This is a genomic window from Citrobacter meridianamericanus (assembly GCF_041320245.1).
GTDB lineage: Bacteria > Pseudomonadota > Gammaproteobacteria > Enterobacterales > Enterobacteriaceae > Citrobacter > Citrobacter meridianamericanus.
In genome coordinates this window covers 192,548-215,852 of sequence record NZ_CP101036.1, presented here as the reverse complement: position 1 = coordinate 215,852, position 23,305 = coordinate 192,548, and the positions used below count along the sequence as shown (strand labels likewise).

The window sequence follows — 23,305 nt, the reverse complement described above, 5'->3', positions numbered from 1 at the left end:
ATTTTAACTTACGGAGATTCGCATGAAACCGTCCATTATTCTCTATAAAGCGTTACCTGACGATTTACTGCATCGCCTAGAAGAGCATTTTACTGTGACACGTGTGCCTAACCTGCGCCCGGAAACCGTCGCACAGCACGCCGAAGCTTTTGCCAATGCGGAAGGTCTACTGGGCTCCAGTGAAGCCGTCAATACCGCTCTACTGGAGAAAATGCCGAAACTGCGTGCGACCTCCACGATTTCCGTCGGCTATGACAACTTCGACGTCGAAGCTCTTAACACCCGTAAGGTGCTGCTGATGCACACGCCAACCGTACTGACGGAAACCGTCGCTGATACGGTGATGGCGCTGGTGTTAAGCACCGCTCGCCGCGTGGTGGAAGTGGCTGAACGGGTGAAAATTGGTGAATGGACCAAAAGTATCGGGCCGGACTGGTTTGGTACGGATGTGCACCACAAAACGCTGGGGATTGTTGGCATGGGCCGTATTGGGCTAGCGCTGGCGCAACGGGCGCATTTCGGCTTTAGCATGCCGATTCTCTATAACGCCCGCCGCCATCATCAGGAAGCGGAAGAGCGCTTCAACGCGCGCTACTGCGATCTTGATACGCTGTTGCAGGAGTCCGATTTTGTCTGCCTGATCCTGCCGTTAACCGAAGAAACGCATCATCTGTTTAGTCGCGAACAATTTGCCAAAATGAAGTCTTCCGCCATTTTCATAAACGCCGGACGCGGGCCGGTGGTCGATGAAAAAGCGTTGATTGCTGCCCTGCAAAACGGGGAAATTCATGCTGCTGGCCTGGATGTGTTTGAGCAGGAGCCATTACCGGCAGACTCACCGCTGCTGTCGTTGCCAAACGTGGTTGCCGTGCCGCACATTGGCTCAGCCACGCACGAAACACGCTATAACATGGCGGCCTGTGCGGTGGATAACTTAATCGATGCGCTGCAAGGACGCGTTGAGAAGAACTGCGTGAACCCGCAAGTCACGCGATAAACAAAAGGCCGGGTAGCACTTACGCTCACCCGGCCTTACAGCTCTTACAGCGGCTTAATTACTGAGCGGCATTCACCGCAGCAGTCCAGGCCTGGTTAAATGCCTGATGTTGAGAAGCCAACGGGCCAATCAGCGTGTTGTACTGACTTGCCTGCTGCGACGTTGGGAACTGGATACCGTTGGCGACAAAGCTCACCTGCGTATCCTGCTGCGCCACAAAATCACCAACCTGCACTAACTGCTGCGTGAAGATTTGCGCGGCAGGGATCAGCGGCTGTAACGCCTCTGCAGGTACAGTGACAACTTTATTGTAAACCTGGTCAAAGACCGGCTTCAGATCCTCGCCCTGCTTCAGTGCGCCATGCGCAGCATCCGCCTGCAGTTTCGCATTCTGCAACTGTTGCCCTAACACGCCCAGCGCACCATTTGCCTGACGCAGCGGTTCACGCTGAGTCACATAATCCTGAGGAACACGAATCGCATTCACGCTATCAACCACCGGGCGCAGACCGGAGTCCATCGCCTGATTAACCTGCTGCGAATAGCCATACAGAATCGCGTAATCGGACACAAACGGGCCAAACTGTTTTTTCTGATCTGCGGTCAGCGTTGGTAAACGCTCTCCACTACGCATTGCAGTATTCTGCAGAAAATCGATAAACGCTTTGCGCTGATCGCCTTCTTTATCAAAACACCCACTCAGGCCAACTACCATTAAGAGCGCCAAAACAGGCGCAAACCAGCGAGAGCAGGACTTACCTGTCGCCATTTTAATACTCCTTTCACCCAAAAATGCGCACAACGACACCCGCGTGCCTGACGTTGACAAGGATAGTCCAGGTCAGCCCCGCAAGATACCCTTTCCGCGTAATCTTGTGGGGGAAAATAACCGTTCTGGCCATCCTGCGTTTTGCGAAACAATGCGCCATTCACTGCGCGTCATCATATTTTAGTCATCTTTACAATCGGGGTCGATCGTTCGAGATCCCGACCTTTATCAGTTTGTTAGCCTGCGAAAGATTGTTACCCACTACCTGCTGAAACGAATCCACCTCTCAAACCCCAAATCCGACTTCATTTTTTGCGACTACTCTTAATGAGCTTCGAGAAAATTCACGATCCCGCTGTGTGATTTATAGGAGTTCTCAATGGAATACAAAGATCCTATGTTTGAACTGCTAAGCAGTCTGGAGCAGATTGTTTTTAAAGATGTATCGCAGACCGTCGCTCTGACGCAAAAAACCAACCCTTTCACTGAATTTGAACAGCTACGACGAGGGACAGGTTTAAAAACAGACGATTTTGCCCGGGCAATGGGCGTGACGGTCGCGATGGTTCACGAATGGGAGTCTAAACGCGTTAAGCCTTCCAGTACCGAATTGAAGCTGATGCGTCTGATTCAGGCAGACCCGAGATTAAGTAAGCAATTGATGGATTGAACTATTTTTTAATTTTACTTCATAACGGTCCTGTAAAAGGGCCGTTCCCTTAAGAAGGTTATCCACAAAAAAGAAAATAGTAGTTGCATCCACATGCGTAAAATGAGTTAATGCCCTCAACGGTTTGACGTACAGACCATTACAGCAGTTAGTAAGGCAAGTCCCTTCAAGAGTTATCGTTGATACCCTCGTAGTGAGCATTTCCTTTACTGTTAAAAAATCTGTAAAGCACGCCATATCGCCGAAAGGCACACTTATTTTTTAAAAGGTAATACACTATGTCCGGTAAAATGACTGGTATCGTAAAATGGTTCAACGCTGACAAAGGTTTCGGCTTCATCACTCCTGACGATGGCTCTAAAGACGTGTTCGTACACTTCTCTGCTATCCAGAACGATGGCTACAAATCTCTGGACGAAGGTCAGAAAGTTTCCTTCACCATCGAAAGCGGCGCTAAAGGCCCGGCAGCTGGCAACGTAACCAGCCTGTAAGCTTAAAAAGCTCAAAATTCTGAATCCCTGCCAAACGGCGGGGATTTTTTTATTTATAGTTCGTACAACGCCTCGCCCACACGTCTTTGCATTACTTTACCCGTCGCCCCTTTGACCTTTCCCTAAGGGCAAGCTTTATAGTGAGCCAGTCTGTATTCCACAACGTTCACAAGGAATTGAAGCTATGTCGAAATCCTCATTGCTGCTGGCTTTAGGTTTACTCACCACCGGTAGCGTGTTCGCGGCAACTCCGGAAGCCACTTTTTTGGCGGAACACGGGCTCAGCGGAAAATCCGTCGAGCAAATCGTCGAGGCCATTGACCTGTCTCCCCAGAGCCGCCCGCTGCCGTACTCGGCATCCATCACCAGCACTGAACTGAAGCTCTCTTCGGGCGATCAGATCTATACCCTGCCACTCGGTGACAAGTTCTATCTGTCATTTGCCCCTTATGAATGGCAAACACATCCTTGCTTCAACCACAGCCTTTCCGGTTGCCAGGGCGAAATGCCGGAGCAGAAATTCAATGTCAAAGTCACGGATAACAAGGGTGATGTGGTGCTACAAAAAGAGATGAAGAGTGGTCGAAATGGCTTCGTCGGGGTTTGGCTACCGCGCAATATGGCAGGCACAATCGCAGTAAGCTACAACGGCAAAAAAGCGGAGTATCCCATTAAAACCATGGAAGACAGCCAGACCTGTCTGACTAAATTACAATTGCGCTAACAACAAAAAAAAGCCGGATGGCGCAATTGCTTATCCGGCATTTTCTAAGTCAGCTCAGGACCGTTACTGCAGCAGCGAAATATCCGCCACGCGCAGGAACAGTTCGCGCAGTTTTTCGAGCATGGATAGACGGTTAATACGCAGATCTTTATCTTCTACATTAACCATCACTTTTTCGAAGAACGCATCAACCGGTTCACGCAGTGCTGATAACTCAACCAGCGCTTCCTGGTAATGTCCAGCGGCGAAAACAGGCTCCAGCTTATCGCGCAGCACCACAACCTGCATCGCCAGCGCAATTTCTTCCGGCTCTTTCAGCGTTGCCGCATTCACACGGTCATTCAACGTTTCTTCAGACTTCGCCAGAATATTTGATACGCGCTTGTTCGCGGCAGCCAGCGCGGACGCAGCCTCCAGCGTACGGAAGTGCGAAACAGCCTTCATACGTGCATCGAAATCAGCCGGACGAGTCGGACGACGCGCCAGCACGGCCTGGATGGTATCGACGGTGTAACCTTCGTCCTGATACCAGGCGCGGAAGCGACCGAGCATAAAGTCGATAACGTCATCCACCACGTTGGCGTTAGTCAGCTTGTCGCCATACAGACGAACAGCCTCTTCCGTCAGCGTTTGCAGATCCAGATTCAGGTTCTTCTCAACGATGATACGCAGCACGCCCAGCGCGGCACGACGCAGCGCAAACGGATCTTTGTCGCCTTTCGGATGCTGACCAATACCGAAGATACCCGCCAGGGTGTCCATCTTGTCAGCAATCGCCACGGCACAAGCCACCGGGTTAGACGGCAGGTCATCACCGGCAAAACGCGGCTGATACTGCTCGTTCAGCGCCACGGCAACATCTTCCGCTTCGCCATCGTGACGCGCGTAGTGCATTCCCATCACGCCCTGGGTGTCGGTGAACTCGAAGACCATGTTGGTCATCAGGTCGCACTTGGACAGCAGGCCAGCTCGCGTTGCGTGGTTAACGTCAGCGCCAATTTGACCAGCAATCCAGCCCGCCAGCGCCTGGATACGGTCAGTCTTGTCGCGCAGCGTACCCAGTTGCTGTTGGAACAGCACGGTTTGCAGACGCGGCAGATGGTCTTCCAGACGTTTTTTACGGTCGGTATTGAAGAAGAATTCGGCATCCGCCAGACGCGGACGAACCACTTTCTCGTTGCCAGAGATAATCTGGGTCGGATCTTTTGATTCGATGTTGGCCACAAAGATAAAGTTCGGCAGCAATTTGCCGTCGTTCGCGTAAACCGGGAAGTACTTCTGGTCGCCTTTCATGGTGTGTACCAGCGCTTCAGACGGAACAGCGAGGAATTTATCTTCGAACTTCGCGGTCAGAACAACCGGCCATTCCACCAGTGAGGTGACCTCTTCCAGCAGGCTTTCACTCAGATCAGCGTTGCCGCCAATTTTACGAGCCGCCTCTTCAGCATCGGCTTTGATTTTCGCTTTACGCTCAGCGTAATCCGCAATCACTTTGCCGCGCTCACGCAGGATTTCCGGGTACTGATCGGCAGAATCGATGGTGAATTCCGGCTCGCCCATAAAACGATGGCCGCGGATCACGCGATCGGACTGGATACCCAGAATCGTTGCCGGGATGACTTTGTCGCCCAGCAGCAGGGTCACGGTGTGAACCGGACGCACGAAGTGAACGTCAGACGCGCCCCAGCGCATCAGTTTCGGGATCGGCAGTTTCGCCAGTGAGGTGGCGATCATGTTCGGCAACAGCGTTTCAGCGCTTTCGCCTTTCACATGCGCGCGATACAGCAGCCATTCGCCTTTGTCGGTGGTCAGACGCTCAGCCTGATCAACCGTGATACCGCAACCGCGCGCCCAACCTTCTGCCGCTTTGCTCGGTTTGCCTTCCGCGTCAAACGCTTGGGCAATGGCCGGGCCGCGTTTTTCAACTTCACGGTCCGGTTGAGATTCAGCAAGGGCAGCTACTTTCAGCGCCAGACGACGTGGAGCGGCGAACCACTCTACGTTGCCGTGTGCGAGGCCAGCGTTGTCCAGCTCCGCGGTAACGTTCGCAGCAAAGGACTCAGCCAGGCTGCGCAGTGCTTTTGGTGGCAGCTCTTCAGTGCCGATTTCCACCAGAAAAGTTTTCTCAGACATGGCCGCCTCTTATTTGTCTTTGTTGCACATCGGGAAGCCAAGGGCTTCACGGGAAGCGTAGTAAGCTTCTGCCACTGCTTTGGTCAGGGTGCGAATGCGCAGGATGTAGCGCTGACGCTCGGTGACGGAGATGGCTTTACGCGCATCCAGCAGGTTGAAGCTATGGGCGGCTTTCAGAATGCGCTCATACGCAGGCAGCGGCAGCGGGTTTTCCAACGCCAGAAGCTGCTGCGCTTCTTTCTCGTACTGCTCGAAGCAGGTGAACAGGAAGTCCACGTCAGCGTATTCAAAGTTGTAGGTGGATTGCTCCACTTCATTCTGATGGAACACGTCGCCGTAGGTGGTTTTACCCAGCGGGCCGTCGCTCCAGACCAGGTCGTAAACACTGTCTACGCCCTGAATGTACATGGCCAGACGTTCCAGACCGTAGGTAATTTCCCCGGTCACGGGTTTACATTCCAGACCACCAACCTGCTGGAAGTAGGTGAACTGCGTCACTTCCATGCCGTTCAGCCACACTTCCCAACCCAGACCCCAGGCACCCAGCGTCGGGTTTTCCCAGTTATCTTCCACGAAACGAATATCGTGAATGGTCGGGTCCATACCCAGCTCTTTCAGAGAACCCAGGTATAGCTCCTGAATGTTGTCCGGTGACGGCTTAATCACTACCTGAAACTGATAGTAGTGCTGTAAGCGGTTCGGGTTTTCGCCATAGCGGCCATCGGTCGGACGACGGGAAGGCTGCACATAAGCAGTCGCCATCGGTTCCGGCCCTAGCGCACGCAGGCAGGTCATTGGGTGAGATGTCCCCGCGCCGACTTCCATGTCCAATGGTTGAACAATGGTGCAGCCCTGGCGAGCCCAGTAATCCTGTAAGGTCAGGATCAAGCCCTGGAAGGTCCTGGTATCAAACTTTTGCATATTATTTCGTGCTGGATACGTGTGGATTTAAAGGAAGCGGTCAGTATACCCGCTGGCTGCAAGATATACAGTACGAAACGGGAAAAAGGGGGAACTTAGCGCATGGAAAGGTGCAAAAACTGCCCGTCTGCATCAAAAGAGCAGACAAAACTCTCTTTACGGAAGGTCGAACCCCGCATCTCATAGCTGCCCTGGAATTGTTCCAGGCCGGAGATATCAATTTTCAGCGCGTCAGTGTTATAAATCTGTGCCGCCTCATTTTTGCACAGTGACTCCATATCCAGCGAGCGCGTTGCATTGACCTTAACCTTTTGCGCCTTCTGCGTGGGCGGCGGTGTGTCGGCGCACGCCACCAGCAAAAGGGTCGCGAACGCGGGAAAGAAATACTTCATCATCATTTTATTACCGCCTGGTTTGCTGGTCAGTCTTATTATTAGTGTCTGGAAACGGATCCTATTTTCAGAATCTCATCAGACCATCTCAAGCTTTAGCGTAAGAACTCGGATTATTCCAGTGAGCTACGCATGCAAAATTTCGGTCAGACTTTTTTTAATGGATACAGAGGAACTGATGCAGCCCAAAATTTACTGGATTGATAATCTGCGCGGGATCGCCTGTCTTATGGTCGTGATGATCCACACCACGACCTGGTATATCACTAATGCGCAAAGCGTCAGCCTGTTGAATTGGGATCTGGCCAACGTGCTCAATTCCGCCTCTCGCGTCAGCGTCCCGCTGTTCTTTATGATTTCGGGCTATCTGTTTTTTGGCGAGCGCAGCGCCAAACCGCGCCATTTCACGCGCATCGCGCTCTGCATTTTGTTTTACAGCAGCGTGGCGTTGGCCTATATCCTGCTGTTTACCTCGATCAACGCTGAACTGTCGCTGAAAAACTTGTTGCAAAAGCCGGTGTTCTATCACCTGTGGTTTTTCTTCGCGATCGCCGTTATCTACCTGATTTCGCCGCTGATACAGGTAAAAAACATCAGCGGCAAGATGCTGCTGGCACTCATGGTGGTGATAGGTGTGATTGCCAATCCCAACACCGTCTCGCAAAAAATTGGCGGCTTTGAGTGGCTTCCGGTCAACCTGTACATCAGCGGCGACACTTTCTACTACATCGTGTACGGCATGCTGGGCCGGGCGATTGGCATGATGGATACGCAAAAGCGCGCGCTCACCTGGCTCTGTGCGGCGTTATTCATCACCGCCGTGTTTATTATTTCTCGAGGCACGTTGTATGAACTGCGCTGGCGAGGCAATTTTGCCGATACCTGGTACCTCTACTGCGGCCCGGCAGTGTTTATTTGTGCAGCCTCACTCCTGACACTGGTCAAAAATACGCTCAGCACGCGCACTCTGCCGGTACTGGGCCTTATTTCCCGCCACTCATTAGGAATTTATGGCTTTCATGCGCTGATCATTCACGCGTTGCGCACCAACGGTATAGAATTCAAGAACTGGCCACCGCTGGATATGCTGTGGATTTTCAGCGCCACGCTGGCAGGAAGTTTACTGTTGTCCATATTGTTGCAGCGCATCGATACGCGCAGGTTGGTAAGTTAATCCCCCATATATTGCAGACGCAGCAACAAAACTTGCCCCAGTAGACATATGATGAATGCCACCGGGTACAGCCCCTTTTCGAGGGACGATACCGGGGCATTCCATACCCCCACCAGCAGTAACCCAACGGTTATTAGCACCACCATCTGACACACGGAAGCGAAGCGTTCGTCGTTCTGATTGAGATTTACAGCACGTTGATAAGCGTAGGTCACAAACATTCCCGTCATCAGCACGCCGAAAAAATAGCCTTTGCTGCTCAATAACGGGCACGCCAGCCATAGGCCAATAACGTATATCAGTGCGCCAGAGAGGAATAGTATCCATGGCAACAGCCTTGTCGTCTTCATTGGGATCTCCTTATCCATCAGAGATACAATATGAATAACCCACTACAGACAACACAGAAAAATGCCACTACGCCGGACTTTCAGAATAAATTCATGCGTGATGGTTATTTGTTTGATTGAAATATACATTTGATAAATCCCCTCTGTTTACCAGAGGGGATTTAGGGTCAGGACATCAGCGGCTGTAATTGCTGATAGATTCGGCGGAAGGTTTCCCGACGCTGTTGGTACAGCGCGTGGCGCCCGGCGTCAGGATAATGCGCCTGCTCCAGCGTAAGCTGAGGCAGTAGGTCTGATAAAGGCCGCTGCGTATTCATGGCAATTTGCGCCAGTCGCGCCGCGCCGAGTGCAGGGCCGACATCGCCGCCGGTACGGTAATCCAGCTGCAATCCACTGATGTCAGACAGCATCTGACGCCAGTACTCACTGCGTGCCCCGCCGCCAATCAGCGTAATACTGGCAGGCTGCACGCCGCAGGCATGTACCACGTCCATACCGTCAGCCAGCGCAAAACCCACGCCTTCCAGCACCGCCTGAGCCAGTTCCGCCGGACCATGCTGATGCGTCAGACCAAAAAATACACCCTTCGCCTGAGGGTTGTTGTGTGGCGTACGTTCGCCGGACAGATAGGGTAAAAACCAGACCGGCTCAGCGTGTTCATCCGCCTGTTGCGCTGCGGCAATCAACGCAGGAACGCTCGCCAGCCCGGTTAATTTTGCCGCCCAGTCCAGGCAGGATGCCGCACTTAGCATCACGGACATCAGGTGCCATCTTTCAGGTAAAGCATGGCAAAAACTATGGACCGCGCTTTCCGGTTTGCTGAGAAAACCATCACTGACCGCAAAATAGACCCCTGAAGTCCCCAGCGATAACATTGCCTGACCGGCATTCATCATGCCGACGCCAACCGCTCCCGCCGCGTTATCACCGCCTCCGGCAACCACCGCAACCTCCTGCATTCCCCAGGCCCTGGCGACCTCCGGCAACAATGTTCCGGTAATCTCACTACCTTCATAAAGCTCAGGCATATGCGCACGGGTCAGTTGACAGGCGGCCAGCATGACATCACTCCAGTCACGCTTCGCGACATCCAACCACATGGTACCTGCCGCATCGGACATATCGCTGGCGAAATCGCCGGTCATACGCAGGCGCAGATAATCTTTCGGCAGCAGGACTTTATCAACCCGGCTGAAAATCTCCGGTTCGTGGCGCTGCACCCACAGCAGCTTTGGCGCGGTAAAGCCAGGCATCATCAGGTTACCGGTGATGCCACGCGATTGCGGAACCCGCTCCTCAAGCATGACGCACTCTTCAGCACAGCGACCATCGTTCCACAGAATAGCCGGACGCAATATCTTCTGTTGCTCATCCAGTAGCGTCGCACCGTGCATCTGTCCGGCAATCCCCAGTGCTTTCACCTCGCGAAGTGAATGCTGGTGACCCAATGCTTTCACAACCCGATCCGTTGCCAACCACCACTGCTCAGGGTCTTGTTCAGACCATAATGGATGCGGGCGCGAAACGGTGAGTTTCTCCGTGTGCGAAGCGACCACATCCCCCAGCTCGTTAAGCAGAATGGCCTTTACGCCTGATGTGCCAAGATCTATCCCGATATACATAAGGCATCGTTCCTTAAAGAAAGGCCCGGTAGCGCGAGCTTACCGGGCTTACGGACGCTCTCAGAGACCCGTTATTTATCGAACAAATAATGGTTCACCAGATTTTCCAGCAATTCCTGATGACCGCTCTGGTGCACTGGCGCCAGGTTATGTTGTTCAGCGTACTGCGCAATTTCCGTCAGCGTCATCTGCCCTTTCAGAATTTGCTGGCCCAGCTCACCATTCCAACCGGCATAACGTTTTGCCACGCGCTGGTCCAGACCACCGTCTTCAATCATGCGCGCTGCAATTTTCAGCGACAGTGCCATGGTATCCATCGCGCCAATATGACCATAGAACAGATCGTATTTATCGGTACTCTGACGACGCACTTTGGCATCGAAGTTCAGGCCACCGGTGGTGAAACCGCCCGCTTTCAGGATTTCGTACATCACCAGCGCATTCTCTTCTACGCTGTTCGGGAACTGGTCAGTGTCCCAGCCCAGCTGCGCGTCACCACGGTTGGCATCGACAGAGCCAAACAGACCCAACGCAATAGCGGTGGCGATTTCGTGATGGAACGAGTGGCCCGCCAGCGTGGCATGGTTAGCTTCAATATTCAGTTTGATCTCTTTTTCCAGACCGAACTGCTTGAGAAAGCCGTAGACGGTCGCCGCATCGTAATCGTACTGGTGCTTGGTCGGTTCCTGCGGCTTCGGTTCGATAAGCAAGGTACCCTGGAAACCGGTTTTGTGTTTGTGTTCCACCACCAGTTGCATGAAGCGACCAATTTGCTCACGCTCCTGACGCAGATCGGTATTCAGCAACGTCTCATAGCCTTCACGACCGCCCCACAGGACATAGTTTTCGCCACCTAACTTATGTGTGGCATCCATGGCCGTAACCACCTGCGTGGCGGCCCAGCTGAATACTTCCGGATCCGGATTCGTTGCCGCGCCCGCGCCGTAGCGTGGGTTGGTGAAGCAGTTTGCCGTTCCCCACAGCAGCTTCACTCCGCTCTGTTCCTGTTTTGCCGCCAGCACATCAACCATCTGCGCAAAGTTGTTTTTGTACTCTTTCAGTGAAGCCCCTTCAGGCGAGACATCCACGTCATGGAAGCAGTAGTAAGGCACATTCAACTTGTGAAAGAACTCAAATGCCACATCCGCTTTGCGTTTCGCCAGCGCCAGTGCTTCACCAGGCTGCTGCCACGGACGATCGAAAGCGCCCATACCGAACATATCCGCACCGTTCCAGCAGAAGGTATGCCAGTAGCAGGCAGCAAAACGCAGATGATCTTCCATGCGTTTGCCCAACACGATTTCGTCAGGATTGTAATGGCGAAATGCGAGCGGGTTAGTAGATTTAGTCCCTTCGAAACGAACGCGATCGAGTTGGTCAAAATAAGCCGGCATAATAAGCTCCATAATCAGGTAATACGGTAAGTAAACTGCGATATGGCTATACTGGAATTTCCTGATTTATTGCTCAATTACGTTATTTCACACCGCTATTAAGAGAATACCCAAACGTGCGCTGGCTCCCAAAAAAACGCGATGAAAGAAGAAATAAAAAAGCGATCGCGATCGAAGGTTAGCCATTAAACAAAAAACCGTAATGCGTAGATTAAAAATGACAATTGCCTTCCCGCTGGCTGTATGTAAATTTTGCCTGGCCTCAGGCAATCAGGAAATTTGTCACGCTTCATCAAGCAGTCGTACCGGCGGTTTTGCTAGTATCGACAGGCCCACGTTAACCTTTCCAGGACAGGTTCTTATGTTTGATAAACGTCACCGCATCACTCTGTTATTTAATGCCAATAAAGCCTATGACCGCCAGGTGGTAGAAGGAGTGGGTGAATATTTACAGGCATCGCAATCCGAGTGGGATATATTCATTGAGGAAGATTTCCGCGCCCGTATTGATAATATTAAAGACTGGCTCGGCGATGGCGTTATTGCCGATTATGACGATGATGACATTGCACAATTACTTGCCGATGTCGATGTTCCAATCATCGGCGTTGGGGGTTCCTACCATCGGGAGCAAGATTATCCCCCGGTACATTACATTGCTACCGACAATCACGCGCTGGTAGAAAGTGCTTTCCTGCATCTGAAAGAAAAAGGGGTAAACCGCTTTGCGTTTTACGGCCTGCCTTCGTCAAGCGGTAAACGCTGGGCCGCGGAACGTGAATATGCGTTTTGCCAGTTGGTGGCAAAAGAAAAGTACCGCGGCGTCGTCTACCAGGGGCTGGAAACTGCGCCGGAAAACTGGCAGCACGCGCAAAATCGTCTGGCAGACTGGCTACAAACGTTGCCGCCTCAAACCGGCATTATCGCGGTCACCGACGCGCGGGCACGACACGTCCTGCAAGTCTGCGAGCACCTGCATATTCCGGTACCAGAAAAGCTGTGTGTGATAGGAATAGACAACGAAGAACTGACCCGTTACCTGTCGCGGGTAGCGCTGTCATCCGTGGCTCAGGGAGCCAGGCAGATGGGCTACCAGGCCGCAAAACTCCTGCACCGCTTGCTGGCGAATGAAGTGCTGCCTCTACAACGCATTCTGGTTCCTCCAGTGCGCGTGGTAGAGCGGCGCTCAACCGATTACCGCTCCTTGACCGATCCTGCCGTAATTCAGGCCATGCACTTTATTCGCAATCATGCCTGTAAAGGGATTAAGGTTGAACAAGTGCTGGATTCAGTGGGAATTTCACGTTCGAATCTGGAGAAGCGCTTTAAAGAAGAGGTCGGAGAGACCATCCACGCCGTGATTCATGCCGAAAAGCTGGAAAAAGCGCGCAGTCTGCTCGTTTCTACCACGCTTTCGATCAACGAAATTTCACAGATGTGCGGCTATCCGTCGCTGCAGTATTTCTATTCAGTCTTTAAGAAAGAGTACGATACGACGCCAAAAGAGTATCGCGATGTGAACAGTGAAGTGTTGCTATAGAGGGAATTGCCGGATGGCTACCTGGTCTGATCCGGCCTACAAGGTAATTTGTAGACCGGATTAGCACACGAAATTACATATGTGCGGCGATTAAGCGTTGGTTATCCTGATACATGGCGAACAGATAGTTGTTGTAGCTCTGTCCTTTCGTGGAATACCCCTTCAGCTTATGGATCATCGCGGTAGCGGTGACTTCCTGATCGGCCTTACGCAACTGCGCGCGTGACTTACGGAAAGAAGAGTAAGCCGGGTGCGTGTTCAGGTTAATGACGTAGGCATTTACCGACTCTTTCACCGATTCAAACTGTGAATAGCCTTTCACCTTACCCGGTGCGTTATTGCAACTACCTTTGCCACATTTCATGCCAAACAGGTTGTTGTTGCTCCGCGCCAGCTTCGACGTCCCCCAGCCGCTTTCGGCCGCAGCCATGGTTGCAACCATGCTGGTCGGGATAATGTCTACGCGCTCAAGCAGCGTATTCCACGGAATTTTACGCGTGTTGCCAGACCAGCTCACCTTGTAGCGCTTCGCGATGTCTTTCATACGCGTGCGCTCAGTGGGTGACCAGCGGTTCTGGTACTGTTTTGAAATCAACCAGTTACGATCCGCCGTAATGGCAGCATTTTGGCTGGTAATATAAGGCATAACCGTCCGGAGAAACGCTTTTTTCCTTGGTGTTCCGGAAGGGTATTTTCGCAAATCAGGAAGTGAACTACTCTTTGCACTATTGCGAGAATACTCTTGTTTACTGCTTACCTGTTTATTACTTGCCTTGATTACCTGAGGCTTGTGACTCGTTGTCGCCGTGTGTGTCTTTGCCAGCGCCTCACCCGAAAATACCACGGTGAGTAACATAAGAATCATTGCCCCATATCGTCGAATGGGAGTCAATATCATTAGGTCTCCTGGTCGGATTTATGCATTCCAACACCTTATATTTTTCACAAAAATGAGAGATGAATCTCAAATCATATCAAAAATAGCCGTCAAGAGCACCCAAAGGAATAGTCCAATTCTGAAACTATGTCACGCATTAACGGTTCAGGGCGCCATTAATTCGAAGAAAATGTGGAGGTTATCGCAAAATCAGTTCATTTTTTGAACGCGTTAGCTCCCCCTCACTTCTCCTCCTGGCGGAATCGACTCAAAGGAGGAGTTTCCGGCCTGATTTCACTGGCACACTGGCGAAAATCGCAGCATCAAGGACAGCATTATGAAACTTGCCGCCGTTGCGCTGGCGCTGATACCCGGCTTTGCCATCGCCTCATCATGGACTTCTCCAGAACTTCCCACCTTCGAAGCGGAAGGTACGGGTAAATTCGTCAGCCATGCAGCGTTGACGAAGGGTACTCGCCCTTTGATTCTGAATTTTGACCAACAGTGCTGGCAGCCTGCCGATGCGATAAAACTCAACCAGATGCTATCGCTAAAACCGTGTGAAGGCGCGCCGCCGCAGTGGCGTTTATTCAAAGACGGCGATTACACGCTGGAAGTCGATACCCGGTCCGGCACACCGACGCTAATGCTCTCGGTCAAAAACACCGTAGGGCCCGCCACCGTCCAGATTCGCCAGTGCCCAAAATGGGATGGTTCGCCGTTAACGCTGGACGTGAGCCAGACCTTCCCGGAAGGTGCCGTGGTGCGCGATTTCTACAGCCAGCAAACGGCAACAGTAAAAAACGGGTCGATTACCTTACAACCCGCCGCAACCAGTAACGGACTGTTGCTGCTGGAACGGGCAGAAACCGATGCCCCCGCCGCTTTCGACTGGCATAACGCCACGGTATATTTCGTCCTGACGGACCGCTTTGTGAATGGAGATCCGAGCAACGACCACAGCTACGGACGTCGCAACGACGGCATGCAGGAAATTGGCACTTTCCACGGTGGCGATTTGCGCGGCCTCACCAGTAAACTCGACTACCTGCAACAACTGGGCGTCAACGCCCTGTGGATCAGCGCACCGTTTGAGCAAATCCACGGCTGGGTTGGGGGCGGCGCCAAAGGAGATTTTCCCCACTACGCATACCACGGCTACTACACCCAGGACTGGACCACGCTTGACGCCAACATGGGTAATGAAGCGGATCTGCGTGCGCTGGTTGATGGCGCACACCAGCGCGGCATCCGTGTCCTGTTTGATGTGGTGATGAACCATACCGGCTACGCCACGTTGGCGGATATGCAGGAGTATCAGTTTGGGGCACTGTACCTATCGGGCGATGAGCTGAAAAAAACGCTCGGGGAACGCTGGACGGACTGGAAGCCCGCTGCCGGACAGAGCTGGCACAGTTTTAATGATTACATCAACTTCAGCAATAAAGCCGGCTGGGAAAAATGGTGGGGGAAAAACTGGATCCGCACCGATATTGGCGATTACGACAATCCTGGCTTTGATGACCTGACCATGTCGCTGGCGTTCCTGCCCGATCTGAAAACCGAATCCACCACACCTTCCGGGCAGCCAAACTTTTATCAGCACAAGCCGGATACGCGCGCCAAAGCCATTGCTGGTTACACCCCCCGGGATTATCTGACCCACTGGCTCAGCCAGTGGGTGCGAGATTATGGGATTGACGGCTTTCGGGTCGATACCGCCAAACACGTCGAGCTTCCCGCCTGGCAGCAGCTAAAAACACAGGCCAGCGCGGCACTGCTCGAATGGAAGAAAGCCAACCCGGACAAAGCGCTGGATGATAACCCCTTCTGGATGACCGGCGAAGCCTGGGGTCACGGCGTAATGCAGAGCGATTATTATCGTCACGGCTTTGATGCGATGATCAATTTTGACTATCAGGAACAGGCGGCAAAGGCCGTCGATTGTCTGGCAAACATGGATCTCATCTGGCAGCAGATGGCGGATAAACTGCAGGACTTCAACGTCCTGAGTTATCTCTCCTCGCACGATACGCAGTTGTTCCGCGAAGGTGGAGACAAAGCCGCCGAGCTATTGCTGCTGGCGCCGGGCGCGGTACAGCTCTTTTATGGCGACGAGTCGGCCCGACCTTTTGGCCCAACCGGCTCTGACCCATTACAGGGTACACGCTCAGAGATGAACTGGCAGGAGGTGACCGGCAAATCTGCCACCAGCGTCGCGCACTGGCAGCGTATCAGTCAGTTCAGGGCCAGACATTCCGCTATTGGCGCCGGTCAACAAACCACGCTGGCTTTGAAGCAGGGATACGGATTTATCCGCGAACATGGCGATGATAAAGTCATGGTGGTGTGGGCCGGCCAGCATTAACCAGGCTAGCGTCCGGTGTCGTCATCTGGCCGGACGCAGCTCAAAACAATTCACCAGCCTGATACGTTTAGGCAGCATAAAACATCAATCCAGCCTGATACCCCTGATTTGCACCCTGCTATGGGTAGCGCTATGGTTAGCCACTTTATTACTCAGTTCGACAGACCACCAGCTATGACATTCTCACTTTTTGGCGACAAATTTACCCGCCATTCAGGCATCACACGCCTGATGGAGGACCTCAACGACGGTTTACGCACCCCTGGCGCCATCATGCTCGGCGGCGGCAATCCAGCGCAAATTCCAGAGATGCAAAATTACTTTCATTCTCTGCTGGCAGATATGCTGGAAAACGGCAAAGCCACTGATGCGCTTTGTAATTATGACGGTCCACAAGGTAAAACCGAGCTACTGTCTGAGCTGGCGAAACTGCTACGTGAGAATCTGGGTTGGGATATTGAGCCACAAAATATTGCACTGACAAATGGCAGTCAGAGCGCGTTTTTCTACTTATTCAACCTCTTCGCCGGACGTCGCGCCGATGGAACCACCCGAAAAGTGTTGTTCCCATTGGCACCGGAATACATTGGCTATGCCGATTCCGGGCTGGAAGAAGATCTCTTTGTCTCCGCGCGTCCGAACATCGAACTGTTGCCGGAAGGTCAGTTTAAGTATCACGTTGATTTTGAACACCTGCACATCGGTGAAGAGACAGGCATGATCTGCGTGTCACGTCCGACCAATCCGACAGGTAACGTGATCACCGATGATGAGCTGATGAAGCTGGATCGGCTGGCCAACCAGCATGGGATCCCGTTGGTGATTGATAATGCCTATGGCGTACCGTTCCCTGGCATCATCTTTAGCGAAGCACGCCCGTTGTGGAACCCCAACATTGTGCTGTGCATGAGTCTTTCGAAGCTGGGTCTGCCGGGTTCCCGCTGCGGCATCATTATCGCCAATGAAAAAATCATCACAGCTATCACCAATATGAACGGCATCATCAGCCTTGCACCTGGCGGAATGGGTCCGGCAATGATGTGCGAAATGATTAAGCGCAACGACCTCTTGCGTCTGTCCGAGACGGTTATCAAACCGTTTTATTACCAGCGCGTACAGGAGACAATTGCGATCATTCGCCGCTATTTACCTGAAGATCGCTGCCTGATTCATAAACCAGAGGGCGCGATTTTCCTGTGGCTGTGGTTCAAAGATTTACCCATCACTACTGAACTGCTGTATCAGCGCCTGAAAGCGCGTGGCGTGCTGATGGTTCCCGGCGACTACTTCTTCCCAGGGCTGGATAAACCCTGGCCGCATACGCATCAGTGCATGCGGATGAACTACGTGCCAGAGCCGGAGAAAATCGAAGCGGGAGTGAAGATTCTGGCTGAAGAGATCGAACGCGCCTGGCTGGAAGGCTGATGATAAACCCGACCCAGGCACGGGTCGGGCTACTTTCACAGCGGCTGGGAACGTAGACGCTGTTTCTGGACGCTGACCGCATCTATACACTGCAACGCGCTGGTCGGGCAGGCTTCGACACACGCGGGTCCCGCCTCACGGTGCCAGCACAAATCGCATTTTATCGCCTGCACCCGTGACGAGCGGGCGACGACATTCATTGCCCCAAACGGACAAGCCAGCATACAGCTTTTACAGCCAATACAACGCGCCTGTTCAACGAAGATATGTCCATGTTCACGACGAATAGCGTGCGTTGGGCAAACATTCGCGCAAGGAGCATCTTCACATTGATGACAAGCGACCGCCGTCGTAAAGGCGTCATCTTTAATCACGCGGATCCGCGGAGTAAACGCAGTGGAAGAGACCGACGCACAATCCTGGTTTTGCTGATGCGCGACGACACAGGCCACTTCGCAGGTACGACACCCAATACATTTTGCCGCATCCGCCATAATAAACGCGTTCATTTTCCCCTCCCTCTGCGTGAAAAACACAGAGTGCCAGAGAGGTCACCCTTGTCGCTTTGATCGGACAGGGGAAACGGTTAAATTTTGTCAGGTGCCTGAACGACGCCAGGCATGCGCCTAATCGCGAACGGTAAAGCCCAGCTCATTGGAAATGGCCTGCGCGGTTTCCCGCAGCGGCTTGAGTAAATTCTTTTCTCCAACCTGCTTCAGGCGCGAGGTAGAGAGTGAAATCGATACCGAGTACGGCACCCGCCCATGAATATCAAACACCGGCACGGCAATGCAGGAAACCCCCAGCTCGTTCTCTTCCCGATCCATTGCCATGCTGCTTTCGCGAATCTGTGCCAGCTCATCGTACATGGCCGGTAAACCAGTAATCGTATTGCGGGTCAGCGGCTGAATCAGATCCTGGTGGCTCTGCCAGTAAGATTCCACATAGTCCGGATGACCAAACGCCATATAAATTTTGCCCATCGCTGAGCAATACAGCGGCATATGCTGGCCGATATAAGCGCGGGTACGCAGCATGCCCGTTGTCGGCTCCAGCTTATAAATCAAAATCGCATGGTCGTCTTCACGACTGGAGAAGTTGATGGTTTCACCGGTGGCGATATTCAGCGCTTCAAGGTGCGGCGCAGCAACATGGATGATATTCAGTGACGACAGCGCCTTCTGACCCACGGCAATAAATTTGGTGGTCAGGCGATAACTCCCCGCCGCTGGCGCGGGGGTGACATATCCGCAGGATTGCAGCCCTTGCAGCAGTCGATGCACGGTACTTTTGTTCAGCCCTGCCAGTTCAGACAAATGCGCCAACGGGCAACCATTCGGATAGTTGCTCAAAATCTCAATCAACATCAAACCACGGAACAGGCTCTGACTTCCGGCTGGCCTCTCTTTGTCTTGCGTCATTTCACTCTCTTTAGTGCCCATCGCTTCCGCTCCCCTTTTCGTCGCGCTCTGATGGTAGCGCAAAGTGTGTTTCAGTTCACGATCTGAACCAAAAAAACACAACTGTTTGATTTTGATGATTTTAAAAAACAAGCCGCCCCGTTGATCTGTCAAAATTTGATCGCTATATTTGAAATCAGATTTCGCATAGTGAAATTTAGAGATAAAAAAGCGATCAAATTTAAACAAGGAAACAGGAATGAAAGTTACTTTTGAGCAGTTGAAAGAAGCGTTCAATCGGGTACTGCTGGCACGCGGTATCGCCGTTGAAACCGCCGATGCCTGTGCCGAAATGTTTGCCCGTACCACCGAATCCGGCGTGTATTCGCACGGCGTGAACCGTTTTCCCCGTTTCATTCAGCAACTGGATAACGGTGACATCATTCCTGAAGCCAAACCGCAGCGCATTACCAGCCTGGGGGCAATTGAGCAGTGGGATGCCCAACGTTCGATCGGCAATTTGACGGCGAAAAAGATGATGGACCGAGCCATCGAACTGGCCTCCGATCACGGTATTGGCCTGGTCGCGCTGCGTAACGCCAACCACTGGATGCGCGGCGGCAGCTATGGCTGGCAAGCAGCGGAGAAAGGCTACATTGGTATCTGCTGGACCAACTCCATTGCCGTGATGCCTGCATGGGGTTCTAAAGAGTGCTGCATAGGCACTAACCCGCTGATTGTTGCCATCCCCTCCACGCCGATCACCATGGTCGATATGTCGATGTCGATGTTCTCCTACGGCATGCTGGAAGTGAATCGCCTGGCCGGTCGTGAACTGCCGGTGGACGGCGGGTTCGACGATGAAGGTAACCTCACCAGAGAACCTGGCGTTATCGAGAAAAACCGCCGTATTTTGCCAATGGGTTACTGGAAAGGTTCTGGCCTGTCGATTGTGCTGGATATGATCGCCACCCTGCTTTCAGACGGTTCTTCCGTGGCCGAAGTCACCCAGGACAACAGTGATGAATATGGCGTTTCACAGATTTTCATCGCCATCGAAGTAGACAAGCTGATTGATGGCGCATCCCGCGACGCCAAACTGCAGCGGATTATGGATTTCATCACCTCCGCCGAACGCGCCGATGAAAACACACCTGTTCGTCTACCAGGTCACGAGTTTACAAAGTTGCTAGATGAAAACCGCCGCAACGGTATCACCGTTGATGACAGCGTCTGGGCCAAAATTCAGGCGTTGTAAGGAGTCAGAGTATGATCTTTGGACATATCGCTCAGCCTAACCCGTGTCGTTTACCCGCGGCGATTGAAAGAGCGCTCGACTTTCTGCGCAGCACAGACTTCCGCAAACTGGAACCGGGCGTAGTGGAAATCGACGGTAAAAACATCTTTGCGCAAATTATCGATTTAACCACGCGTGATGTTGCCGAAAATCGCCCGGAAGTGCATCGCCGCTACCTGGATATTCAATTTCTGGCCTGGGGTGAAGAAAAAATCGGTATCGCGATTGATACCGGGAATAACCAAATCAGTGAATCGTTATTAGAACAGCGCGATATTATTTTTTATCACGCCAGCGAACATGAATCTTTCATCGAAATGATTCCGGGAAGCTATGCCATATTTTTCCCGCAGGATGTTCACCGTCCTGCATGTCATAAAACTGTCGCCACACCGATCCGCAAAATAGTTGTGAAGGTTGCTATTTCAGTTTTATAAAAGGAGCACAACATGAGCGTTAATAATGCCGGTTATATAATCGGTGCGTACCCCTGTGCACCCTCATTTCACCAAAAGAGTGAAGAGGAAGAGAAGGAATTCTGGCGACAGCTCGCCGATACCCCGGATATTCGAGGGCTGGAGCAGCCCTGCCTTGAACATCTTCACCCGTTAGGCGACACATGGTTATTGCGCCATACGCCGGGCGACTGGCAAATCGTGGTCACCGCCATTATGGAAACCATGCGCCGTCGTGGCGCAAACAGCGGTTTCGGGTTGGCTTCCAGCGACGAAGATCAGCGTAAAGCCTGCGTGGCGTATTACCGTCATCTGCAGCAGAAAATCAACCATATCAATACGGCCCACGCCGGAAAAGTGATTGCGCTGGAACTACATGCCGCTCCCAATGCCAGCAATCCAAATGTTGCGCAGGCCACCGACGCACTCGCCCGTTCGCTTAAAGAGATAGCCAATTGGGACTGGTCATGCGATCTGGTGCTGGAACATTGTGATGCTATGACCGGTATTGCGCCGCGCAAAGGCTTTCTGCCTTTAGACAATGTGCTGGAGGTCATTGCCGGGTATGACATCAGCGTGTGCATTAACTGGGCGCGATCGGCCATTGAAGGGCAAAATCCCGCCCTGGCGTTGACCCACACGCAGCAGACCAAACAGGCTGGAAAATTGGGGGCGCTGATGTTCTCCGGCACCACAATAACGGGAGACTACGGCGAGTGGCAGGACTTGCACGCCCCGTTTGCTCCGTTCTGCTCACAAAGTCTGATGACCATCGACCATGCCCGCGAATTATTCGCCTGCGCAGAAGCCAAACCATTGCAATTTGCTGGTATTAAATTGCTGGAAATAAACGCCAATGCAGATGTGAACCATCGCGTAGCGATATTGCGTGACGGTATCGCGACGTTAAATAAAGCAAAAATATAAAAATAAAATACTACTCTACGAGAATATTAATATGAACATGACCTCTCGCCCTACACTCAAAGATATACCCCGTCAGCGCTGGCTGCGAATTATCCCACCTATTTTAATCGCCTGTATTATTTCTTATATGGACCGCGTCAATATCGCCTTTGCGATGCCGGGGGGTATGGATGCCGAATTAGGTATTTCCGCCACCATGGCAGGACTGGCTGGCGGTATTTTCTTTATCGGTTATCTGTTTTTACAGGTTCCCGGCGGAAAAATTGCCGTTCACGGTAGCGGCAAGAAATTTATCGGCTGGTCACTGGTTGCCTGGGCAGTGATATCCGTCCTTACGGGGTTGATCACTAATCAATATCAACTGCTGGTTTTGCGCTTTTTACTCGGTGTAGCCGAAGGCGGCATGCTGCCGGTGGTGCTGACGATGATCAGTAACTGGTTCCCCGACGCCGAGCGTGGTCGTGCCAATGCGATCGTGATTATGTTTGTGCCGATTGCCGGAATCATTACTGCCCCGCTCTCGGGTTGGATTATCACCATTCTCGACTGGCGCTGGCTGTTCATCATTGAAGGTTTGCTTTCCGTCGTTGTACTGGTGTTGTGGGCCTATACCGTTTACGACCGTCCGCAGGAGGCACGCTGGATCTCTGAGGCCGAGAAAAATTATCTGGTCGAAACACTGGACGCCGAGCAAAAAGCCATTGCCGGAACGGAAGTCAAAAACGCCTCGCTGGGCGCGGTGCTTTCCGATAAAACCATGTGGCAGCTCATCGCACTGAACTTCTTCTATCAGACCGGGATTTACGGTTACACCCTGTGGCTGCCGACCATCCTCAAAGAGTTGACGCACAGCAGCATGGGACAGGTCGGTATGCTCGCCATTCTGCCGTACGTCGGGGCCATTGCCGGGATGTTCCTGTTCTCTTCTCTCTCTGACCGCACCGGTAAACGCAAGCTATTCGTCTGCCTGCCATTGATTGGCTTTGCCCTGTGCATGTTCCTTTCCGTCGCGCTGAAAAATAACGTCTGGCTGGCTTATGCCGCGCTGGTCGGCTGCGGCTTCTTCCTACAATCGGCAGCGGGCGTGTTCTGGACCATTCCGGCGCGTTTGTTCAGTGCGGAAATGGCCGGTGGCGCACGCGGGGTCATCAACGCGCTGGGCAATCTCGGCGGCTTCTGCGGTCCTTATGCGGTCGGCGTACTCATCACCCTGTATAGCAAAGATGCGGGGGTTTACTGCCTGGCTATCTCACTGGCTCTGGCCGCGCTGATGGCGCTGCTGCTGCCAGCCAAATGCGATGCCGGTGCCGCTCCGCTAAAGACACTGAATCCACATAAACGCACAGCGTAAAACAATGCCCGGTGGCGCTAGCACAGCG

At 52.6% G+C, this 23,305-nt stretch carries 22 protein-coding genes; 12 read left to right on the top strand and 10 right to left on the bottom strand.

All coding sequences use genetic code 11. From position 1 onward, the window contains the following. Window positions 1-22 precede the first annotated feature (22 nt). Complete coding sequence (ghrB, locus tag NMD08_RS00990; protein WP_151223985.1) at window positions 23-997, top strand: glyoxylate/hydroxypyruvate reductase GhrB; 975 nt, start codon at window positions 23-25, stop codon at window positions 995-997. A 58-nt stretch (window positions 998-1,055) separates the two neighbouring features. On the opposite strand, the gene NMD08_RS00985 is transcribed toward ghrB, so the two are convergent. After that, window positions 1,056-1,766 carry a DUF3053 domain-containing protein gene (locus NMD08_RS00985; protein ID WP_003837709.1) on the bottom strand — a complete coding sequence of 237 codons (711 nt, stop codon included), beginning with the start codon at window positions 1,764-1,766 and terminating at the stop codon, window positions 1,056-1,058. Between the two features lie 379 nt (window positions 1,767-2,145). Between NMD08_RS00985 and NMD08_RS00980 the strand changes: the two genes are divergently transcribed. The 3 genes from NMD08_RS00980 to cueP all read left to right on the top strand — a co-directional run bounded on the left by NMD08_RS00980 (window position 2,146) and on the right by cueP (window position 3,651). Beyond that, window positions 2,146-2,436 (top strand): HTH-type transcriptional regulator, encoded by a 291-nt coding sequence (locus NMD08_RS00980; RefSeq protein WP_151216938.1) that lies wholly within the window; start codon window positions 2,146-2,148, stop codon window positions 2,434-2,436. Between the two features lie 278 nt (window positions 2,437-2,714). Next, complete coding sequence (gene cspA / locus NMD08_RS00975; protein ID WP_000014594.1) at window positions 2,715-2,927, top strand: RNA chaperone/antiterminator CspA; 213 nt, start codon at window positions 2,715-2,717, stop codon at window positions 2,925-2,927. A 184-nt stretch (window positions 2,928-3,111) separates the two neighbouring features. Further along, complete coding sequence (cueP, locus tag NMD08_RS00970) at window positions 3,112-3,651, top strand: copper-binding periplasmic metallochaperone CueP (protein WP_370619373.1); 540 nt, start codon at window positions 3,112-3,114, stop codon at window positions 3,649-3,651. A 63-nt stretch (window positions 3,652-3,714) separates the two neighbouring features. Here the strand turns inward: cueP and glyS are convergent, their stop codons facing one another. The 3 genes from glyS to NMD08_RS00955 form a co-directional block, all read right to left on the bottom strand. After that, the gene (gene glyS, locus NMD08_RS00965) at window positions 3,715-5,784 is read right to left on the bottom strand and encodes a glycine--tRNA ligase subunit beta (protein ID WP_187253849.1); all 2,070 of its coding nucleotides are present in this window, start codon (window positions 5,782-5,784) and stop codon (window positions 3,715-3,717) included. Window positions 5,785-5,793: 9 nt separating this feature from the next. Then, the gene (gene glyQ, locus NMD08_RS00960; protein ID WP_001168551.1) at window positions 5,794-6,705 is read right to left on the bottom strand and encodes a glycine--tRNA ligase subunit alpha; all 912 of its coding nucleotides are present in this window, start codon (window positions 6,703-6,705) and stop codon (window positions 5,794-5,796) included. 95 nt (window positions 6,706-6,800) lie between these two features. Beyond that, entirely contained in the window at window positions 6,801-7,103 is a 303-nt protein-coding gene (locus tag NMD08_RS00955) for a YsaB family lipoprotein (RefSeq protein WP_370619371.1), read from the bottom strand. 172 nt (window positions 7,104-7,275) lie between these two features. On the opposite strand from NMD08_RS00955, the gene NMD08_RS00950 reads away from it, so the two are divergent. Further along, complete coding sequence (locus NMD08_RS00950; RefSeq protein WP_187253850.1) at window positions 7,276-8,271, top strand: acyltransferase; 996 nt, start codon at window positions 7,276-7,278, stop codon at window positions 8,269-8,271. On the opposite strand, the gene yiaB is transcribed toward NMD08_RS00950, so the two are convergent. From yiaB to xylA, 3 genes are all read right to left on the bottom strand, one after another. Further along, the gene (gene yiaB / locus NMD08_RS00945; protein WP_370619369.1) at window positions 8,268-8,621 is read right to left on the bottom strand and encodes an inner membrane protein YiaB; all 354 of its coding nucleotides are present in this window, start codon (window positions 8,619-8,621) and stop codon (window positions 8,268-8,270) included. The genes NMD08_RS00950 and yiaB overlap by 4 nt on opposite strands. A 167-nt stretch (window positions 8,622-8,788) precedes the next feature. After that, the gene (gene xylB / locus NMD08_RS00940; protein WP_370619367.1) at window positions 8,789-10,243 is read right to left on the bottom strand and encodes a xylulokinase; all 1,455 of its coding nucleotides are present in this window, start codon (window positions 10,241-10,243) and stop codon (window positions 8,789-8,791) included. 71 nt (window positions 10,244-10,314) lie between these two features. Further along, window positions 10,315-11,637: a xylose isomerase gene (xylA, locus tag NMD08_RS00935; RefSeq protein ID WP_151216944.1), complete on the bottom strand. Its 1,323-nt coding sequence runs from the start codon at window positions 11,635-11,637 to the stop codon at window positions 10,315-10,317. A 361-nt stretch (window positions 11,638-11,998) separates the two neighbouring features. On the opposite strand from xylA, the gene xylR reads away from it, so the two are divergent. Next, window positions 11,999-13,177, top strand: coding sequence for a D-xylose utilization transcriptional activator XylR (xylR, locus tag NMD08_RS00930; RefSeq protein ID WP_151216945.1), 1,179 nt, complete (start codon window positions 11,999-12,001; stop codon window positions 13,175-13,177). A gap of 73 nt (window positions 13,178-13,250) precedes the next feature. Here the strand turns inward: xylR and NMD08_RS00925 are convergent, their stop codons facing one another. Continuing rightward, window positions 13,251-14,075, bottom strand: a complete 825-nt coding sequence (locus NMD08_RS00925; protein ID WP_151216947.1) for a protein bax — start codon at window positions 14,073-14,075, stop codon at window positions 13,251-13,253. A gap of 316 nt (window positions 14,076-14,391) precedes the next feature. Between NMD08_RS00925 and malS the strand changes: the two genes are divergently transcribed. Both malS and avtA read left to right on the top strand, forming a co-directional pair. Further along, window positions 14,392-16,422, top strand: coding sequence for an alpha-amylase (malS, locus tag NMD08_RS00920; protein WP_370619365.1), 2,031 nt, complete (start codon window positions 14,392-14,394; stop codon window positions 16,420-16,422). 174 nt (window positions 16,423-16,596) lie between these two features. Beyond that, window positions 16,597-17,847 (top strand): valine--pyruvate transaminase, encoded by a 1,251-nt coding sequence (gene avtA / locus NMD08_RS00915; protein WP_151223990.1) that lies wholly within the window; start codon window positions 16,597-16,599, stop codon window positions 17,845-17,847. 35 nt (window positions 17,848-17,882) lie between these two features. On the opposite strand, the gene NMD08_RS00910 is transcribed toward avtA, so the two are convergent. Both NMD08_RS00910 and yiaJ read right to left on the bottom strand, forming a co-directional pair. Beyond that, the gene (locus NMD08_RS00910) at window positions 17,883-18,356 is read right to left on the bottom strand and encodes a 4Fe-4S dicluster domain-containing protein (RefSeq protein ID WP_005120516.1); all 474 of its coding nucleotides are present in this window, start codon (window positions 18,354-18,356) and stop codon (window positions 17,883-17,885) included. A gap of 117 nt (window positions 18,357-18,473) precedes the next feature. After that, entirely contained in the window at window positions 18,474-19,289 is an 816-nt protein-coding gene (gene yiaJ / locus NMD08_RS00905; protein ID WP_048213806.1) for an IclR family transcriptional regulator YiaJ, read from the bottom strand. Between the two features lie 217 nt (window positions 19,290-19,506). On the opposite strand from yiaJ, the gene yiaK reads away from it, so the two are divergent. Genes yiaK through NMD08_RS00885 form a run of 4 tightly spaced genes read left to right on the top strand, consistent with a single transcriptional unit; the run spans window position 19,507 to window position 23,277 of the window. Next, window positions 19,507-20,505, top strand: coding sequence for a 3-dehydro-L-gulonate 2-dehydrogenase (yiaK, locus tag NMD08_RS00900; protein ID WP_151216954.1), 999 nt, complete (start codon window positions 19,507-19,509; stop codon window positions 20,503-20,505). Between the two features lie 11 nt (window positions 20,506-20,516). Further along, entirely contained in the window at window positions 20,517-20,981 is a 465-nt protein-coding gene (locus NMD08_RS00895; RefSeq protein WP_151216956.1) for a YhcH/YjgK/YiaL family protein, read from the top strand. A 12-nt stretch (window positions 20,982-20,993) separates the two neighbouring features. Then, window positions 20,994-21,926: a DUF4862 family protein gene (locus NMD08_RS00890; protein WP_370619363.1), complete on the top strand. Its 933-nt coding sequence runs from the start codon at window positions 20,994-20,996 to the stop codon at window positions 21,924-21,926. A 31-nt stretch (window positions 21,927-21,957) separates the two neighbouring features. Beyond that, on the top strand, window positions 21,958-23,277 hold the full coding sequence (locus NMD08_RS00885) for an MFS transporter (protein WP_187259801.1): 1,320 nt from the start codon (window positions 21,958-21,960) through the stop codon (window positions 23,275-23,277). Window positions 23,278-23,305 lie beyond the last annotated feature (28 nt).

Excerpts from the sequence above, each read along its gene's own strand:
- xylA (WP_151216944.1), bottom strand. The coding sequence starts at position 11,637 with ATGCCGGCTTATTTTGACCAACTCGATCGCGTTCGTTTCGAAGGGACT.
- NMD08_RS00985 (WP_003837709.1), bottom strand. The coding sequence starts at position 1,766 with ATGGCGACAGGTAAGTCCTGCTCTCGCTGGTTTGCGCCTGTTTTGGCG.
- cspA (WP_000014594.1), top strand. The coding sequence starts at position 2,715 with ATGTCCGGTAAAATGACTGGTATCGTAAAATGGTTCAACGCTGACAAA.
- NMD08_RS00890 (WP_370619363.1), top strand. The coding sequence starts at position 20,994 with ATGAGCGTTAATAATGCCGGTTATATAATCGGTGCGTACCCCTGTGCA.
- NMD08_RS00895 (WP_151216956.1), top strand. The coding sequence starts at position 20,517 with ATGATCTTTGGACATATCGCTCAGCCTAACCCGTGTCGTTTACCCGCG.
- NMD08_RS00925 (WP_151216947.1), bottom strand. The coding sequence starts at position 14,075 with ATGATATTGACTCCCATTCGACGATATGGGGCAATGATTCTTATGTTA.
- malS (WP_370619365.1), top strand. The coding sequence starts at position 14,392 with ATGAAACTTGCCGCCGTTGCGCTGGCGCTGATACCCGGCTTTGCCATC.
- yiaK (WP_151216954.1), top strand. The coding sequence starts at position 19,507 with ATGAAAGTTACTTTTGAGCAGTTGAAAGAAGCGTTCAATCGGGTACTG.
- yiaB (WP_370619369.1), bottom strand. The coding sequence starts at position 8,621 with ATGAAGACGACAAGGCTGTTGCCATGGATACTATTCCTCTCTGGCGCA.
- NMD08_RS00910 (WP_005120516.1), bottom strand. The coding sequence starts at position 18,356 with ATGAACGCGTTTATTATGGCGGATGCGGCAAAATGTATTGGGTGTCGT.
- xylB (WP_370619367.1), bottom strand. The coding sequence starts at position 10,243 with ATGTATATCGGGATAGATCTTGGCACATCAGGCGTAAAGGCCATTCTG.
- glyS (WP_187253849.1), bottom strand. The coding sequence starts at position 5,784 with ATGTCTGAGAAAACTTTTCTGGTGGAAATCGGCACTGAAGAGCTGCCA.
- NMD08_RS00980 (WP_151216938.1), top strand. The coding sequence starts at position 2,146 with ATGGAATACAAAGATCCTATGTTTGAACTGCTAAGCAGTCTGGAGCAG.
- NMD08_RS00885 (WP_187259801.1), top strand. The coding sequence starts at position 21,958 with ATGAACATGACCTCTCGCCCTACACTCAAAGATATACCCCGTCAGCGC.
- xylR (WP_151216945.1), top strand. The coding sequence starts at position 11,999 with ATGTTTGATAAACGTCACCGCATCACTCTGTTATTTAATGCCAATAAA.
- cueP (WP_370619373.1), top strand. The coding sequence starts at position 3,112 with ATGTCGAAATCCTCATTGCTGCTGGCTTTAGGTTTACTCACCACCGGT.
- yiaJ (WP_048213806.1), bottom strand. The coding sequence starts at position 19,289 with ATGGGCACTAAAGAGAGTGAAATGACGCAAGACAAAGAGAGGCCAGCC.
- NMD08_RS00950 (WP_187253850.1), top strand. The coding sequence starts at position 7,276 with ATGCAGCCCAAAATTTACTGGATTGATAATCTGCGCGGGATCGCCTGT.
- ghrB (WP_151223985.1), top strand. The coding sequence starts at position 23 with ATGAAACCGTCCATTATTCTCTATAAAGCGTTACCTGACGATTTACTG.
- NMD08_RS00955 (WP_370619371.1), bottom strand. The coding sequence starts at position 7,103 with ATGATGATGAAGTATTTCTTTCCCGCGTTCGCGACCCTTTTGCTGGTG.
- glyQ (WP_001168551.1), bottom strand. The coding sequence starts at position 6,705 with ATGCAAAAGTTTGATACCAGGACCTTCCAGGGCTTGATCCTGACCTTA.
- avtA (WP_151223990.1), top strand. The coding sequence starts at position 16,597 with ATGACATTCTCACTTTTTGGCGACAAATTTACCCGCCATTCAGGCATC.